This is a genomic window from Campylobacter corcagiensis, assembly GCF_013201645.1.
Taxonomy (GTDB): Bacteria; Campylobacterota; Campylobacteria; order Campylobacterales; family Campylobacteraceae; genus Campylobacter_B; species Campylobacter_B corcagiensis.
The window spans coordinates 1,086,695-1,103,944 of the sequence record NZ_CP053842.1 but is presented as its reverse complement, the minus strand read 5'-3'; the positions used below and the strand labels follow the sequence as shown (position 1 = coordinate 1,103,944).

Genomic DNA, 17,250 nt, shown 5'->3' with positions numbered 1-17,250 from the left:
AAATTTTATTATAAATTAATTAAAACTTCATTATAATTCTTATATTTTACTAAAATAAAGGAGATAAAATGAAAAGAATTTTATCTATTTTGCTGCTATTTGTAACTTTTACATACGCAAATGTTATAAAAGATCAACTCGGTAGAGAGGTAAATTTACCTGATAATGTTGATAAAATCGTCGTTTTGCAGCACCAAAGTTTAAATGTTTTAGTCCAGCTTGGCGTGGAGGAAAAAATCGTTGGGGTTTTGCAAAGTTGGGAAAAACGCCTTGGAAGTGAGTATAAAAGGCTATTTAATGGCATTGAAAATCTTCCAACTCCAGGGGATTTAAAAACCATAAATTTTGAAAGCATTTTAAAGCTAAATCCAGATGTTGTAATAACGACAAATTATCTCGATAAAAGCTATATTAAAAAGCTTGAAGATCTCAAAGTTCCTGTTGTTGTGATGAGCTTTTTTAAAGATAGCGTTGCTGGAAAAGAGAGCGTAAATCCTGAGTTTGACGATGAGTACTCATATGATAACGGACTTTATGAGGGAATTTTACTTCTTGGAGAGATTTCAGGTGCTAAGGAAAGGGCAAATGAGTTGGTTGAGTATATCAAAAACTCACAAAATGAGCTAAAAACCTACACTAAAAATATTAAAGATAAAACCAGACTCTACATGGCAAATCCAAACTATCAAACTTATGGTAGTGGAAAATATACAAGTATAATTTTTAAAAGAGCAGGTGGCGAAAATGTCGCTGCAAAGGACATTAAAGGTTATAAGCAAGTCTCACCAGAACAAATCATCGCGTGGAATCCAGATGTGATTTTTGTTCAAGCAAGATATAAAAATGTCGTAGATGAGTTAAAAAATGATAAGTTTTTACAAAATTTAGGTGCAATTAAAAATGATAAAGTTTATCTAATGCCAGAATACGCAAAAGCGTGGGGTTATCCAACACCAGAGGCGATGAGTATAGGCGAGTTTTGGGTGGCTAAAAAGCTTTATCCAGAAGTTTTTAAAGAGTTTGATTTAGATAAAAAAGTAAAAGAGTATTATAAAAAATTTTATGAGTTTGATTACGACGGCAAATAAATTTGGTAAAGATTTAAGATATTAAGGCAGTTTTTTGCTAAAAGTTGCGTTTTTATCTATTTTATGGCTGATTTTTGGGCTTTACTCGCTAAAATTAGGTCAAATCGATGCTAGTTTTAGCGAAATTTTTAAAGCCCTTTTTGAAAGCGATAACACATTAAAAAGCGTTATTTTAGATATTAGACTTCCAAGAGTTTTGATTTCTAGCTTTTGTGGTGGGATTTTAGGGCTTTGTGGGATTTGCTTGCAAGGGCTTTTTAAAAATATCTTAGTCGATCCAAAAATCATAGGCGTTAGCACAGCAGCATCATTTGGTGGGTGTTTGGCAATTTTATATGGATTTAGTGGCTTTTGGCTAATTTGTTGTGCGTTTGGATTTGGGATTTTAGGGTTATTTTTACTTTTTTATATCGCAAGTTTTGTAAGAAATTCATCAATTTATACTTTTATTTTAGCTGGAATTATCATAAATGGCTTTTTTGGAGCATTAATCAGCCTAACGCAGTATCTAGCAGACAGTGAAGAAGTGCTTCCAAACATCGTATTTTGGCTAATGGGAAGCTTTGTGGCATCTGGATATGACGAGCTTAAAATTTTATTAATTATAGGAACTCCTTGCATTGCTATGTTGATTTTGATGCGGTGGCGATTTAACCTTTTAAGTTTAGATGAAAAAGATTTAAAAGCTTTAAAAGTTAATCTGAATTTTTTAAGAATATTTATACTAACTCTTACAACTTTGTTTATAGCAACGCAGGTAAGTATCAGCGGAAATATCGGTTGGGTAGGGCTTATCGTTCCACACATGGCTAGACTTCTAAGTGGAGTAAATCATCTAAAAAGCATTCCATCAGCATTTTTAATAGGGATGATTTTTATGCTTTTGGTTGATAATTTAGCTAGGACTTTATCACAAAGCGAGATCCCAATAGGCATAATTTCAGCTCTTGTTGGTGCTCCAATTTTTGCATATTTGCTAAAAAGGAGTTATAAAAGTGCTAATTGAGGCTTTAAATTTAGGTTTTTATTATAAAAAAGATGAGTTTTGTTTTAAGGATCTAAATTTTAGCGTCGGCGAAAATGAAATAGTTGCGATTTTAGGGCTAAATGGACAAGGAAAAAGCACACTTTTGTATAATTTAATAGGCATTTTAAAGCCAAAAGTAGGGCAAATTTTTATAAATCAAAGTTTTTCATATCTTAGTCAAAATTTAAACTTAAATTTTAATTACCGCGTGATTGATATTGTTTTAATGGGACTTGTTAAAGAAATTTCACTTTTTAAAGTACCATCAAAATATGACTATGAAAAAAGCATAAACGCACTTGAAATTTTAGGAATTTCTCATCTTAAAGACCGCTTTTATCACACCTTATCAGGTGGGCAAAAACAGCTTGTTTTACTTGCTAGGACGATCGTTTCAAAAAGTAAAACTCTAATACTTGATGAGCCATTTAGTGCGATGGATCTTAAAAATCAAAACAGAGTTTTAAATTTAATTAAAAGCTTAAAAAATGATCTTAAAATTAGCATTATTTTTACTACTCATAATCCAGATCACGCTCACGCAGTAGCTGATAAAACGCTTATTTTATATGATGATTTAAGCTATAAATTTGGCAAATCAAAAAGCGTTTTAAGTTCTTTAAATTTAACAAAACTTTATGGAGTTAGAGTTAAAAATGTGGAATTTGAAGGCAGGGATTATTTAATAACTTTGTTTGATAATTAAAAAATACTACGCATAGGCGTTTTACCTCTATTCTCTTCGGGTAAATTTATTAAATTTTTTCACCAATAAAATCAATCATACTAGATATTAAAATTTGTTTTAAGTCTATTTTACTTTTCATCTCTTTTGTGAAATTTATAGCTGAGATAATGGTATCAAAAGCGTATTTTGCGTAGTTTTCAAACTCGTTAAAATTACTAAAATTTATACTATTTTGACTATCTCTTTTTAGGTATGAAAACTTATAAAGTTTAAATTTCTCAACTCCAAAAGCATTTAATTCATTAATTATATTTAAAATATTACTATATAGATACTCGCACGCCTCATCTATATTTTTTTGAGCTATTTCTAAGCTTTTTTCAAAAACATTTTTCATATCATCTTTATATCTTTCAAAAATATCAGTATCTTTTGGTGATGCATCAGTTTTTTCATCCTTATAAAAATTACTCCTTACAAAATATCTTAAATCCAACCTTACGCCATTTGGTAAATTTGTAAAAAAAAGAGTGCTAAAATCATCAAAAAGATTTAAAAACTCACGCGTATAACAAAGCAAAAAATCATCGCTTTTTATAAAAGCCTTTTTTTCTAGGAAAAATTTATTTTCAAAAATGCTAAAAATCCTACCGCTTACTTTGTAAATAGAATTTTTATCCATTATAGAAATAGAATTTTTGTTGATGATTAAAGCTAAAATTTTGATATTTTTAGCATCGAATTGATTATTTTCTAGCATAGAGAGATTTATAGTTGGAACTTGTGGTGTTTTTTGTTTAAAAATTTGTTTTATTTCACTAATATCAGCTTGGACATCGCTATTTACAATATCATTAAATTCGTAAAATTTTACAATTTTTCCAGCATTAATTTGATCATATAGATAAAGTATATCATTCCCATTGATTTTATTAAAAGTATCAAATGGAATTCTAACTAAAATTTGACTTATATCTTTTAATAAGAGTGGATTTAGGCTATCATTTTTTATCTGTGATATAAGGCTTTTTATCTCTGGAATTGGTGTTAAGATGTAGTTATGTTTGATTGTTTTTCTATCTTTATCATCAACTTCTCTTAAAAGATATAAAAAACATAAATTTTCAATAAGCTCAGTTTGTATCTTTTCAAACTCTTCAGAGATTAGTTTTTGAGAATCTTCTATATTTTTCATTTTCTTTAACTTTTCTAAAATTTTATAGTTTGCATTTGTCTGTGATATATCCGTATCTAGCAAATAGTGGAAAACATCGTTAAACCCTCTTCTAAAATATGTCTCTTTTGTTCTAAAAACTTTGCCATTTTCATCTAAATTTTCTACATCATCTAACTCAATTTTACTCTTTGCAAAATTTATTGGATTTTGAAAAAACTTCCTAGTAAGCTCTCTTGGAGCCATAAAATACTCCTTTAGAGGCTTTGTTTTTTTGGCAAGTTCTTTGCATTCTTTAGCGTCAAAATTTCCTTTATCTTTATAGTATTCTAAAATTCCCTCTGAGGAGATCTTAAAAACATTATAAAGCCATGTTCTACTAAACCATTCATAAAGCTCTAACTCATCATTTTTTATATCATACATTGGATAGTAATACATACAATAGCTTAGCATTTCTACTATTTTTTCCTCTTTTAGTAACTTTTCTTCCATGAAAAATCCTTTAAAATTATTTTTTTACTGCCCAATGATCGACATTTGATAGCAAAACTTCAAAATGCGACAATTAAGCTTTTGAAATTATGCCATAATTTTCGCAAATTTAAACTTAAAGGAGAAAAAATGAGAACCATTGGTTTTTTAGCAGAGAAAAGTTGCCCAAATAAAGTAGAAAAAACTATAAATTTAGCCCCTAATTACACTCATGCGATGATAATTGGTGCTACTGGAGCTGGTAAAACTTCATCAGCAATAATGCCTATTTTAGAAGATAGAATTTCTAAAAATCACGGTATTTTGATGTTTGATTATAAAGGTGAAGAGCATAAAAAGGTTAAATTTTTAGCTAAAAAATTTAATAGATTAGAAGATGTTGTTATGATAAATTTGCCTTGGGGTAAAAGCATCAATATAATAAATGAGTGCAATACAGAGACTTTTGTAAAACTTTTAGAGGATAAGTGCTTTACAAGTAATGGCAATGAATTTTGGTCTAAATTTGCATCTGGGTATCTAAAAAGCGTTTTAGATGTTTCAAACTCTAAAGAAAGGCTCATCAAAACACTCACAGAACAAGGTTTGGATTTATTTACAAAGCCTGAGATAAATTTTAAAATGATAACAAACATTTTATCAAGTGCTGAAAATTTTAAAGATTTTTGCTTGCAAATTAAAGAGTTTAAAGATGCGATAAATTTTTGTGATTTTAAGAAATATGCTAATGATTTACCAACTGATGAAGCTGGAGTTAATTTTTTAGTAAGCATAAATAATCCATTAAAAGAGTTTCTAAAGATTAGCGATACTTTTTTAGAACAAAATAGATCATTTTATGATGAAAAATTAAAATATGATGATTCCTTGTATGTTTTCAAAAAAAATCTACCAGCAATGCTATCTGTCATTAATAGATACGCAAATAATGATTTTATCAATCAATTAGATGAAAAAACTATTTTTGAAATGCTAAATGAAGGCAAAATTGTTGTTATAAATACCACAAATTTTAATGATACGATTTTGAGTGTTTTGCTGGGTGGGGTTTTAGAAAATAGTGCAAAAAGAAAGGCTTTTAAAGAGTTAAATCCGATAAGTTTGTTTATAGATGAAGCACAAAAGGTTCTATCGCCTGATATGGATCTACACACCGATGTTTTAAGGGAGGCGAAGGTTGAAGTTATTTTGTCATTTCAAAACGAACACCTGCTTATAAATAAGATAGGAAAAGATGAATACTTTGCTTTAAAGCAGAATTTAGTAAGTAAATTTATCTTTAAAAGTGAAATCCAAAGCTACTATGAAGATGCAAAAGATTTTGAAACTTTTGAGTGCTTTGACGGCAATGATGTTTTTATGGCAAAGCCGATTTTCATTGGAGATGATGAGCTAAATTTGGTTGAGTATGAGTATCAAAGACTAAATAAAGTTATGAAAAATTTTGCAGCTCACATTAATAGTAGCGATAAATTTTTAGTTTACAATCACGCTTTATTTGAAAAGGATAGTAAATTTTATCTTTTTTGCTTAAAAAATAAAACGATAATTGATGAAGTGGATTTTATTTCATGGGCTGATTATATGAGGATAAAAAGATCACTAAAAACAGGATTTGGCTTTATGAAATCATAATTATAAAGGTATTATAGAAATCTTATAAAGATTTAATAAAGTGGTTTAAGATAAGTTTAAAAAAATTAAGTTTAAAAAAATTAAATTTAAACAAGTTATCTAAACTACTTTTAAGTTATTATAGATTAAGTAAGTTTAAAGCCATAAAAAGAGATAATCTGATTTCAAAAGTGTAGTTTTGGTATTTTGGCAAAATTTACACAAGCTTTATTATTGATTTTTAAGGATTTAAAATTTGCGACTCTTTTTAGGCTTAATTTTATTTATAAATTTTTGTTTTGCAAGTATCATTAAAATCATCGTTGTTGGTGATATAATGACGCATAAACCGCAGATTGATTATGCAAAAATAAATGCAGGGTATGATTTTTCACCTCAGTTTAGCAATATAAAAGATTTTTTAAAAAGTGCAGATTTAGTCGTTGGTAACTTTGAAAGTGCTTCTAATCCAAATTTAGCCTATAAAGGATATCCACTTTTTAACACTCCGCCTGAAATTTTTAAGGCATTAAAAGATGCTGGATTTCACGCTTTATCAACGGCTAATAATCACGCTTTGGATGCTGGAATTGATGGAATTTTTAGTACAAATGAGGCTATAAAAAATGCTGGTCTTTTTAGCTTTGGCACAGGAAAACAAAAAGAGTTAATTTTAGATGTAAAAGGCGTTAAAATTGCACTCTTAAGCTACTCGTATGGATATAATGGGCTTGAAAATTCAATAAGCCTTAATGAGAAAAAGTTTATAAATTTCTTAGATGAAGATCAAATTCAAAAAGATATTGAGAAAATGAGCAAACTAGGGGCTGATTTTATCATGGTTTTTCCACATTGGGGCGTGGAATATCAGAGTTTTTCAAGCAAATCTCAGCAAATTTTAGCTAAAAAAATGATAAATTTTGGAGTAAATGCTGTAATTGGAAATCATCCTCATGTTACGCAAGAAATTTCTTGGGATGTTCAAAACGGCTTTATAGCTTACTCTTGTGGAAATTTTATTTCGAATCAACGGTTAGAAACTATTAAAAAAATACAAAGCGAACAAAGTGTTGCTTATGAAATTGTTGTATCAAAAGATGAAAATTTCACTCAAATAGTTGATGTTTATGCTAGTCCTTTGTGGGTAAATCCAGTTTTTGAAAACGGCAAGAAAACTATAAAAGTTTTTCTTGCAAACGATATAATGGAAGAAAATTATGATAAAAACACAACTAAATTTTTAATATCAAACCCTGAAATTAGAGCAAAAAAAGCTTACGATGATTTTTTGAAAAAAATAAGTGATTTAAATGCTAGTTTTTAAGAATTTAGTTTAAATTTAGATAATCCACACTTTTTATAATTTTTCCATCTTTTATGTAAATTTTAGGGATTCGTCTTCTTATAGAACAAAGCACTTCATAGCTTATAGTGTTATATCTTTCTGCCACATCTTGAGCTGTTAAGGTGCTTTCATCAAAGATAGTTGCATACTCTCCTATGTTTACCTTCATATCAAAAGGCACTCGGACCATGCACTGATCCATACAAATTCTACCAACAACATCACACAAAACACCATTAATTAAGACTTTTGGTTCTTTTTGAGCTCTGCTAAATCCATCTGCGTATCCGATACTTATAGTGGCGATTTTTTCTTCTTTTTTGGTTTTATATGTTAGTCCATAGCTTATTCCAATGCCTTTTTGAAGGGTTTTAATATTTATTATTTTTGCTTTTAGGCTCATTACTGGAAGAAGATTTATATCGCTTTTAAAATCACTCGATGGCAAAAATCCATAACTTGATATACCAACTCTTACCATATTAAAATGTGCGTTTTTAAATTTAATAGTTGAAGCTGAGTTTGATATATGTTTTATTTTTATAAAAAGTGAATTTTTTTCAAGTAAATTTATTAAATTTCTAAATTTGTTACTTTGAATATATGAAAAATCACTATCTTCATCAGCGGTTGCAAAATGGGTAAAAATTCCAACTATTTCTAAATTTTTAAGTTTTGAAATGGCTAAAATTTCATCACAAACTACATTTTCATCGCCTAAAACAAACCCAAGACGAGACATTCCAGTATCTAAGGCTATATGAATTTTCAGTTTTTTTTGCTCTTTTTTTGAAATTTCATCTGCTTTTTTTGCCATTTCTAAGCTAAAAATAGCTACTTCAATGTCGTATTTTAAAGCTAAATTTATATCATCACAGTAGCTAAGGATTAAAACTGGTAAATTTATGCCATTTTTTCTAAGTTCAACTGCTTCATTTAGTCTAGCAACTGCTAAATAATCAGCCCCTAATTTCTCATAAAATTTTGATATCACAACGCTTCCATGTCCGTAAGCATCAGCTTTTACTACCCCGCAAAATTTAACGCTAGGATCAAGCAGGGATTTTATGATTTTAAAATTATGTTCAAAATTATCTAAATTTATAGCTGCAAAGATATTTTGCATTTTTATCCTTTTGGTGTTATGATTTTTACTGTTTTTGCATTTTTGCTAAATTCTATTAAATCTTCAACACTTTGGACATTCCAAGGCAAATTTTTAAGACATACTTTTAGAATTTCACACGCACTTATAGCATCATTTAATGCTCTATGATGAGCGTTATTTATGCCTAAAAGCTCTTTTAGAGAACTTAGGCCGTATTTTTCAGCTGATATGGTTCTTCTGGCTAAATTTATAGTGCATATTGCACGGTTTAGAAGTGGTCCAAGTCCTAAATTTTTAGAGGTTATACTTATAAAGTTGTAGTCAAATTTAGCATTGTGAGCTACAAAAACTGAGTCGCTTAAAAATATCTTAAATTTTTCGATCACACTTGAAAGAGCTGGTGCATCTTTTAAATCATCAAGCGTTATGCCTGTAAGTTCGACTATATTTTCAGGTATGGATTTTGCTTTTGCAAAGCTTTGGAATTTATCCAAAATTTTGCCATTTTGAAATTTAACAGCCCCGATTTCAATGATTTGACCATCTTTTATCCCACCACTTGTCTCAATATCCACAACACAAAAAATAGCCTCATCTATAGAAGTCTCACGAGTTTTAAGTGTTACTTTTCCATTATCAAGTTTTATTATAGGAAGACCTAGTGTTTGCCACATAGTAAAGCTTTTAACCTCAATTAATGAGTTAATTTCATTAATGTGCTTAGCTTTTGTGATAAAATCATAATAATTTATGCTTTTAGATGCTAGGAGATTTATTAAATTTTCTAAATCTTTTTGCATATATTTTACAGCTTTAAAGAGTTAATCGCGGTTTTATAATCATTTGATGAGAAGATATAGCTTCCAGCCACTACGATATCAACTCCAGCATCATCTAAATCTCGCACATTTAAGCCATTTACGCCGCCATCTACTTCTATCATACAAACGGAATTTGTTTTATATATCAGCTCTCTTAGTTCCTTTGCTTTTTCTAAAACCAAAGGCATAAATTTTTGACCGCCAAAACCAGGATTTACACTCATTAAAAGCACCATATCAACCTCATTTATGATGTGTTTTAAAGATGATATTGGGGTATGAGGATTTAGCGTGATAGCTGGAGAGACGCCATTTTTTCTTATGTGATCTATAACTCTTAAGGGGTGCTTTTCTTCTTCAATGTGAAAGCTTAAAAATTTTGGTTTAAGAGGAAGATATAAATCAACAAAAAAGCTAACATTTTCTACCATTAAGTGAATATCAAGCGGGACTAAGCTTGCATTTTTAGCAGCTTGTACTATCATCGGCCCCATTGTTAAATTTGGAACAAAATGCCCATCCATCACATCTATATGAAGTAGGTCAGCACCCGCTTCACACACAGCTTTTACATCACTTGCTAAATTTCCAAAATCTGCTGATAAAATGCTCGGTGCTACATACATAAAATTTTACCTTTGAAATTTTTTGCCAAATTCTACCACTTTAAACATAAATTTTACTAAAATTATAAAATTTATCTCTCTTAAGCAAAATTTGAAGTTTTTTAGGTATAATTCTAGCTTTGATTAAAATTTATAAAGGAAATACAATGGCAAAAAGATGTGATATTACAGGCAAAGGCCCTATGGTAGGACATAGTGTAAGCCACGCAAATAACAAAACTAAAAAAAGATTTATGCCAAATCTTAGAACCGTTCGTGTAAGACTTGAAGATGGTACAAGTATGAAGATTAAAGTTGCTGCTTCAACTCTAAGAACTATGAAAAAAAATTCTAAGTAAAAAGGCAAAAAGTGGAGGTAATCTATGTCCTTCACAGATAAAATAAGAAAATTTTTAGGCTGGACTAAGATCTCAAAACCAGACATAGATGCTGATTTAGAAATTTATTCTCAATTAAGACACTTTAGATTACCATTTATCCTAGTTGTTTTTGCTATGATGATAGGAACACTAGGATTTATATTTTTTAGCAATTTTTCAGTTTTAGATGCTTTCTATCAAGCGGGAATGACGCTAACTACTGTTGGTTATACTGAAGTTGCATACATAACTCCTTCTGGACGAATGTTTGCTGTGTTTTTTATGTTTTTGGGTTTTGGGATTTTTACTTTTTCTATAGGTATAGTTATAGAAGTTTTAAGGCGGGGAAAACTTATAGCCGCCATAAAGGAAAAAAGTATGATTTATAAAGTTGCTAGGCTTAAAAACCACTTCGTGATATGCTACCACAACGCCTACACAATCGAGCTTTCAAAACAATTTAGAGAAAACCACATACCTTTTGTTGTGATTGATAATAGTGAAAATTTTGAAGAGATTGCAGCTGAGTATAAATATCCTTACTATATAAAAGGAGAGCCGCATACTGAGAGTTCGCTTTTAAAATCTCACCTTTCAAGTGCAAAAGGAGCTATAACACTTAGTTCAAATATCGCTGATAATATCGCAATAATTGCCTCTGTTAGGCTTTATGAAAAAGAGCTTGAGCTAACTAGAAAATATTTTATTATGACAACAACTGATAATGACTCAAACGCTAATAAACTGAAAAAGCTAGGAGCTGATTTTGTGCTGATGCCATCAAAACTAACAGCTCAGCGTCTTTCTGCTATCAGTGTTCGTCCTGATATGGAAAATATCTTAGATAGATTTTTGTATAACAAAGACTCACCAATTGATATGGAAGAGATTTCTGTACCTGAACACTCATGGGTTAGATTTAAACGCATTAAAGATACGCATATCAGGGAGCTTACAACTGCTTCTATAGTTGGTATAAGAGATGAGTTTGATAAATTTACCCCAATGCCAGATGGTGATGCTGTTATTGGTACAAATGCTAAGCTTTTGATAGTTGGTACAGCAGAGGGTATATCTTTTGCTAGAAAGCTGATAAATGGACGATATAAACCAAGGGATTTTAATTATGTTTGATATTATTTCACTAAAAAATGGGCTTGAAAATGTTGAAGGATTTTATTTTGGTGGCGTAAGTGCTGGATTTAAAAAAGATGGTAAAAATGACTTTGGTTTTATAAGAAGTGATGAGCCATTTTTGGTAAGCAAAGTTTTTACTACAAATAAATTCAGAGCTGCTCCTTTAGAGCATGCCTTAAGATATGGTAAAAATTTTAGCTCAAATTTCATACTTTTAAACTCAAAAAATGCAAATGCCATGACAGGAGAAGCTGGCATTAGCGATATAGATGAGATTTTATCTAACATTCCACTAAATTTAATAAATCCTTTAATGAGTTCAACTGGAGTAATCGGAGAGAGGCTTAAAAAAGATAAACTTATAAAGGCAATTTCAAAATTTAACTTTAAATCTAAAGATTCAAATGCTGTAGCACAGGCTATAATGACAACTGATAACTTCAAAAAAGAGCTTGCCTTTAGGGTTGAACTTAAAAATGGCAAAAGCTTTAATATAGCAGCCATTTGTAAAGGCGCTGGAATGATACAGCCTTGTATGGCTACTATGCTTTGTTATATTTTAACAGATGCTAAAATTCCACAAAGTGATATGGATGAGCTTTTAAATGGTGCTATTAAACAAAGCTTTAATGCTATAAGTGTGGACGGGGATACATCTACAAACGATACAGTGATGCTTTTTAGTTCTGGTAAAAAAGATTATGACAAACAAGCTTTTAAAGCAGCTCTTAATATGATAACTCTAAATTTAGCCCTTATGATAGTAAAAGATGGTGAGGGTTCTAAAAAAGTAGTCTCTTATGAGATAAATGGAGCAAAAAGCGATTATGAAGCTCAAATTGTAGCTAAGAAGCTTTCAAATTCTCTTTTGGTAAAAACTGCTCTACATGGAGAAGATCCAAATTGGGGAAGAATAGCTTCAACTATTGGAGCAAGTGGCGTGGAGTGTGATCCAAAGACTCTTAGCATATACTATGATGATGTTTTAGTTTATGATAAAGACCATACAGAGCTTGATGAAGTTAGAGAACAAAAAGCTCACAAAGTTATGAAAAAAGATAGCTTTAAGATAAAGTGTGATTTAGGGGTTGGTAAAGGTAAATTTATAGCTTATGGTTGCGATTTAGGGCATACTTATGTAGATATAAATTCAAGTTATCGCTCATAAAATTTTAAGTATAAATTTGATAAAATATCAAAAATTTTTATAAAGGAGAAATGATGTTTCCAGAGTACAGAGAGCTTATGTCAAGCTTAAAAGGTAAAAATGCAAGATTTGACTCACTTATGGAAAAACACGATGAGTTAGACCATAAAGTTACCCAACTTCAAAATTCCTATGCTAGAGATGAAGAAATTCAAGAGGTAAAGCAAGAAAAACTTAGAATAAAGGAAGAAATTTATAAACTTTTAAAAGATGCTGATAAGTAGGTAAGAAGAGCTTTTAAAGCTCTTCTTATGAGAATTTATCATCAGATAAGGCGTTTAGTCTTGCAAATCCAGTCTCACACTGTCTTTTGAGATTGTCATGTATGGTCATTAAATCATCAAAAATTGCTTTTATAATATCCTCATCTTTTCCTGTTATTTTTTTTAGTTTTGGTTTCCTTGCTGTTTTGTCAACTACAAGCATATTAAAAATGCTATCACAAGTCTCTTTCCACTGCTCGTAATATTTACCAATCCCATCAAAAAGTATTGAACCAAGAAGTGGTCTTAATCTGTTGTTTTCGTCATATAAAAAGCTTCCAAATGCTGTTGTTTGGTGCAATACATCTAAAATTTCATTCTCTCTTCTTTGGTTTATACTATTTCTAATCCTAGTCATTATAAAGTCTTGTCTATCAACGCATTGCTTAAGACTTTTTATAGTATCTTGCTTGTTCATAAAATCTCCTATGAATATTTATTACACCATTATAGCATATAATTTATATATTGACTTGAATTTAATGCTATTTGGCTGAAATATTATATGGTTGGTAAAAATACTTTACCGAATAAAATGGTAAAGTCTAATTAAGGTAAGTAGTTTTATAATATAAACATTTATGATGCAATATGTGATAAAAAGTGATAATCCTTAAAAAGTATGTTTTAAGTCAAATTTATCAAGATTTAAGTTTTATAAAAGTATAATAAATTTATTTCTTATAAGGATATGTTATGACAAAGCCAGTTCCAAAAGATGAAGAGATTATATTTGATCCTGATAGATTTGTAATCTCCAAAACAGACCCTAAAGGATATATTACATACGCTAATGAATTTTTTTGTAGTGTGTGTTTATATAATAAAGATGAATTAAAAGGTGTTAATCACAATATAATTCGTCACCCAGATATGCCAAAAATAGCTTTTAAGCTTATGTGGGATACTATAAAAAGCGGCAAAAAGTTTAAAGCTTTAGTTAAAAATTTGGCTAAAGATGGAAGGTATTATTGGGTTTTTGCTGAAGTTGAGCCGCATTTTGATCCTACTACAGGTGAGATAGTTTCTTATACTGCTTATAGAAAAGCTCCATCAAGAGAAGCTATAGCGGCTATAGAGCCTATCTATAAAGCTTTGATTAGTAAAGAACAGGTTGGTGGGATGAGTGCCAGCCTTGATTTTTTAAATAAATATCTAGCAGATAATCAAACAACATACGATGAGCTTATTGATAGTCTTACCAAAGATGTTAAGATAAGCAGAAGTGGTATTTTTAATTTTATAAAAAATCTGTTTTCCAAAAAGAGTTGGTAAAATTTAAGGGGTCGTTGCCCCTTAAATTAATGCTATCTTTAAAACATCTTCTATTTTATCAACTGGAGTTATTTTTAAGCTATCCTTAACTTCATCTGGAATTTCATCTAAATCTCTATCGTAGTTTTTACGAGGAATTAGTGCCTCTTTTATACCTGCTTTGTGAGCTGCTATAAGTTTTTCTTTTAGTCCGCCTATTGGTAAAACTTTACCACTTAGCGTTAGCTCTCCAGTCATTGCCACATCAGCCCTTACTTTTTTCTCACTAAAAATAGAAGCTATAGCTGTAGCCATTGTTATACCGGCACTTGGGCCATCTTTTGGAGTTGCACCTTCAGGTACATGAATGTGAAGGTCAAATTTATTGTAAATTTGCTCTTCATCTGTTTTTATAAAACCACTATCTATTAAAACCTTAACCACACTAAAAGCGATACTTGATGACTCTTTCATTACATCACCAAGTTGACCTGTAACTAAAAGATTTCCTTTGCCTTTTATCTTGATAGTTTCTATCTTCAAAACATCTCCACCAACAGCAGTCCACGCAAGTCCGTTTACTAAACCAATACTATCTTTTTTATCGGCCTTTTCTATTTCGTAAACCTTTTTTTCTAAAAATTCATCTAAATTCTTAGTTGTTATGTTAATTTTATATGATTCTTTTAGAATTCTAACTGCAACTTTTCTAAATATATCAGCTATTTTGCGCCTTAAATTTCTAACACCACTCTCTCTTGTATAGTCACTGATTATAAGCCTAAGTGCAGCATCATTTATACTTACATCGCTTGCTTTTAGTCCATGTTTTTTAAGCTCTTGTGGTATGAGATATTTTTTAGCTATGTGAAATTTCTCTTGTGGGGTATATGAACTAAGGTAGATAAATTCCATCCTATCTCTAAGTGGTGCTGGGATATTTCCTACATCATTTGCAGTAGCTACAAATATAACTTTGCTTAGATCAATATTAAAATTTAGATAATAATCGCGAAAATTACTGTTTTGTTCAGGGTCTAAGATTTCTAAAAGCACAGCAGTTGGATCACCTCTGAAATTTCTAGATACCTTATCTATCTCATCAAGTACCATAACTGGATTCATCTCTTTTGCATCAATTAGCCCTTGTACTATACGCCCAGGCATAGCTCCAACATAAGTTCTTCTATGTCCGCGAAGCTCATTTACATCTTCAAGCCCACCAAGAGCTATCCTAACTAGCTCTCTTTTTAAAGCAGTTGCAATTGAGTTTGCAAGACTTGTTTTACCAACTCCTGGAGGACCTGCAAAGCATAAAATAACTCCACTGTTTACCTTTCCAAGAAGACCACGAAGCTCTAAAAGCTCTCTTAGTCCAAAGTACTCAACTATTCTTTGTTTAGGTTTTTCTAGTGCGTAGTGGTCGGAATTTAGTTGCTTTTCAACTTCACTCATTGATGACTTTTTCTTTGAAACTTTCTCAAAAGGAATTTCTAAAACCCAGTCAAGATAGCTTTGGACCATGGCTGAATCAGCTGAATCAGGATGTAGTCTTGCAAAGCGTTTGATCTGCTTATCTATCTCTTTATACGCATCAGCTTCTATAAAAGGCTTTTTGTTATTAAGCTTTTTTCTATACTCAGCTATCTCCTCTTCTTTGTCATTATCTGTGCCAAGTTCTTTTTGAATTTGCTTTAGTTGCTCTTTTAGGAAGTACTCTTTGTTGTTTTTATCTATCTTTGAGCTAACTTTGCTTTTTATTTCGCTTTCTAGTTTGTATGCTTCTATCTCTTTGTTTATATAGTCAATAAGACTAAAAAATTTCTTTTCTAAATCTGTTTCTATAAAAAACTCAAATGCTTTGTTTTTTGAAAGCTTTAGTGAGCTTAAAACCAAATCAGCAACCCTATCAGCATCTTCAGTATCTTCTATGCTTGTTAGCAAATCAGGCGGAAAAAAGTGAGTCATTGAACTTAGTGTTTTAACTTTTTGCTTTAAAACCTTAAGAAGTGGGGCATTTTTATCACTATCAATAGTTTCTAAAATTTCTAAATCAGCCAAAAAAGGCGTATGAGAATTTATCTTAGTAATACTTGCTTTATAAGCACCTTGAAAGAGAATTTTCACCCTTCCATCAGGAAGTGGAACTTTTCTCATGATATTTCCAACAACTCCAGCTTTATAAATACTCTCTTGTGAGTCGCTACTATCTTTTGTGCTTACGACCATTATCATGCTATCGTTTTCCACGGCATTTTTAAGTGTAGCTAAATTTTTTTCATCACTTAAAAAAAGCGGAGTTATCATAAATGGATATAAAAAGAGCTTTTCTTCAACTATAACTGGTATATTTTTCATCTTATTTGGCATTACTATCTCAATCCTTTTTACTCAAAAAATGCTCTATACCAAGGCATATCAGGTGGAATAAGATTTGCATCTTTTAGTGGTGAGTTTTCATTTATTTTTTTATACACCATAGCTGACTCAGGGCGACCTGTTTGATTGTATAGATCTATGATATTTTCATTTAGATAATAAAGTGCTAGTTTAAATTTGATAAGCATAGTCTCAAGAAGCGGTCTGTACTCTGTTTGTGGATATTGAACTAGGAAATTATTTATCATTACAATGCTATTTTCCATTAAATTTTGGTTACGGTTAGCGTTTTGAAATGAGTCGAAATTTGCTTTGATTTTTAGATATTCAGCGTGTTCTATCTTATCTCTCGTGCCATATTTTCTTATATACTCATTTAGATACATACTTGCATCAGTATAGTTATTTTCTTCAGAATTTGCCATGGCTAGTATTAGCAGTGTTTGTTCTAGAAGTGGAGAAGCTATATGTTCACTTGCAAACTGAGTATAGTGGAGTTTTGCTGCTTCATAGTCAGCTGATTTTAAATCTTGCATTATTTTGGTATACCACTCTTCGGGCGGTAGATTGTAAATTCCATCACTTTTGCTAGAACATCCAGCTATAAACAATAAAACGCATATAAAAATAAGAAACTTTTTCATATTAAACTATCCTTTTTAGTT

The 17,250-nt window shown here is 30.6% G+C and carries 17 protein-coding genes; 10 read left to right on the top strand and 7 right to left on the bottom strand.

Annotated features, from left to right (window positions below):
• Positions 1–68 precede the first annotated feature (68 nt).
• From CCORG_RS05735 to CCORG_RS05725, 3 genes are read left to right on the top strand one after another with little or no spacing between them, the layout of a single operon-like run.
• Positions 69–1,088: an ABC transporter substrate-binding protein gene (locus tag CCORG_RS05735; RefSeq protein WP_025803778.1), complete on the top strand. Its 1,020-nt coding sequence runs from the start codon at positions 69–71 to the stop codon at positions 1,086–1,088.
• Between the two features lie 34 nt (positions 1,089–1,122).
• The gene (locus tag CCORG_RS05730) at positions 1,123–2,094 is read left to right on the top strand and encodes a FecCD family ABC transporter permease (RefSeq protein ID WP_025803777.1); all 972 of its coding nucleotides are present in this window, start codon (positions 1,123–1,125) and stop codon (positions 2,092–2,094) included.
• Positions 2,084–2,821: an ABC transporter ATP-binding protein gene (locus CCORG_RS05725; RefSeq protein ID WP_320153888.1), complete on the top strand. Its 738-nt coding sequence runs from the start codon at positions 2,084–2,086 to the stop codon at positions 2,819–2,821. The genes CCORG_RS05730 and CCORG_RS05725 overlap by 11 nt, the downstream gene beginning before the upstream one ends.
• Before the next feature lie 49 nt (positions 2,822–2,870).
• Here the strand turns inward: CCORG_RS05725 and CCORG_RS05720 are convergent, their stop codons facing one another.
• Positions 2,871–4,472: a hypothetical protein gene (locus CCORG_RS05720; RefSeq protein ID WP_025803775.1), complete on the bottom strand. Its 1,602-nt coding sequence runs from the start codon at positions 4,470–4,472 to the stop codon at positions 2,871–2,873.
• A gap of 45 nt (positions 4,473–4,517) precedes the next feature.
• On the opposite strand from CCORG_RS05720, the gene CCORG_RS05715 reads away from it, so the two are divergent.
• Both CCORG_RS05715 and CCORG_RS05710 read left to right on the top strand, forming a co-directional pair.
• Complete coding sequence (locus CCORG_RS05715) at positions 4,518–6,107, top strand: type IV secretory system conjugative DNA transfer family protein (RefSeq protein WP_320153887.1); 1,590 nt, start codon at positions 4,518–4,520, stop codon at positions 6,105–6,107.
• A gap of 235 nt (positions 6,108–6,342) precedes the next feature.
• Positions 6,343–7,410 carry a CapA family protein gene (locus tag CCORG_RS05710; protein WP_025803773.1) on the top strand — a complete coding sequence of 356 codons (1,068 nt, stop codon included), beginning with the start codon at positions 6,343–6,345 and terminating at the stop codon, positions 7,408–7,410.
• A 4-nt stretch (positions 7,411–7,414) separates the two neighbouring features.
• Here CCORG_RS05710 and alr read toward each other — a convergent pair whose 3' ends face one another.
• Genes alr through rpe form a run of 3 tightly spaced genes read right to left on the bottom strand, consistent with a single transcriptional unit; the run spans position 7,415 to position 9,986 of the window.
• Positions 7,415–8,557 (bottom strand): alanine racemase, encoded by a 1,143-nt coding sequence (gene alr, locus CCORG_RS05705; protein ID WP_025803772.1) that lies wholly within the window; start codon positions 8,555–8,557, stop codon positions 7,415–7,417.
• A 2-nt stretch (positions 8,558–8,559) separates the two neighbouring features.
• Positions 8,560–9,339, bottom strand: coding sequence for a 3'-5' exonuclease (locus tag CCORG_RS05700; protein ID WP_025803771.1), 780 nt, complete (start codon positions 9,337–9,339; stop codon positions 8,560–8,562).
• A gap of 5 nt (positions 9,340–9,344) precedes the next feature.
• Positions 9,345–9,986, bottom strand: a complete 642-nt coding sequence (rpe, locus tag CCORG_RS05695; protein ID WP_025803770.1) for a ribulose-phosphate 3-epimerase — start codon at positions 9,984–9,986, stop codon at positions 9,345–9,347.
• Positions 9,987–10,132: 146 nt separating this feature from the next.
• Between rpe and rpmB the strand changes: the two genes are divergently transcribed.
• From rpmB to CCORG_RS05675, 4 genes are read left to right on the top strand one after another with little or no spacing between them, the layout of a single operon-like run.
• Positions 10,133–10,324 (top strand): 50S ribosomal protein L28, encoded by a 192-nt coding sequence (rpmB, locus tag CCORG_RS05690; protein ID WP_025803769.1) that lies wholly within the window; start codon positions 10,133–10,135, stop codon positions 10,322–10,324.
• A 24-nt stretch (positions 10,325–10,348) separates the two neighbouring features.
• On the top strand, positions 10,349–11,479 hold the full coding sequence (locus tag CCORG_RS05685) for a potassium channel family protein (protein ID WP_025803768.1): 1,131 nt from the start codon (positions 10,349–10,351) through the stop codon (positions 11,477–11,479).
• Entirely contained in the window at positions 11,472–12,650 is a 1,179-nt protein-coding gene (gene argJ, locus CCORG_RS05680) for a bifunctional glutamate N-acetyltransferase/amino-acid acetyltransferase ArgJ (RefSeq protein ID WP_025803767.1), read from the top strand. Before CCORG_RS05685 ends, argJ begins: the two co-directional genes overlap by 8 nt.
• A gap of 53 nt (positions 12,651–12,703) precedes the next feature.
• Positions 12,704–12,913 carry an HP1242/YdcH family protein gene (locus CCORG_RS05675; protein ID WP_025803766.1) on the top strand — a complete coding sequence of 70 codons (210 nt, stop codon included), beginning with the start codon at positions 12,704–12,706 and terminating at the stop codon, positions 12,911–12,913.
• A gap of 25 nt (positions 12,914–12,938) precedes the next feature.
• Here the strand turns inward: CCORG_RS05675 and CCORG_RS05670 are convergent, their stop codons facing one another.
• Entirely contained in the window at positions 12,939–13,370 is a 432-nt protein-coding gene (locus tag CCORG_RS05670) for a hypothetical protein (protein ID WP_025803765.1), read from the bottom strand.
• A gap of 278 nt (positions 13,371–13,648) precedes the next feature.
• On the opposite strand from CCORG_RS05670, the gene CCORG_RS05665 reads away from it, so the two are divergent.
• Entirely contained in the window at positions 13,649–14,227 is a 579-nt protein-coding gene (locus CCORG_RS05665; RefSeq protein ID WP_025803764.1) for a PAS domain-containing protein, read from the top strand.
• 21 nt (positions 14,228–14,248) lie between these two features.
• Here CCORG_RS05665 and lon read toward each other — a convergent pair whose 3' ends face one another.
• Entirely contained in the window at positions 14,249–16,576 is a 2,328-nt protein-coding gene (gene lon, locus CCORG_RS05660; RefSeq protein WP_025803763.1) for an endopeptidase La, read from the bottom strand.
• Between the two features lie 17 nt (positions 16,577–16,593).
• Positions 16,594–17,229, bottom strand: a complete 636-nt coding sequence (locus CCORG_RS05655; RefSeq protein ID WP_025803762.1) for an outer membrane protein assembly factor BamD — start codon at positions 17,227–17,229, stop codon at positions 16,594–16,596.
• Positions 17,230–17,250 lie beyond the last annotated feature (21 nt).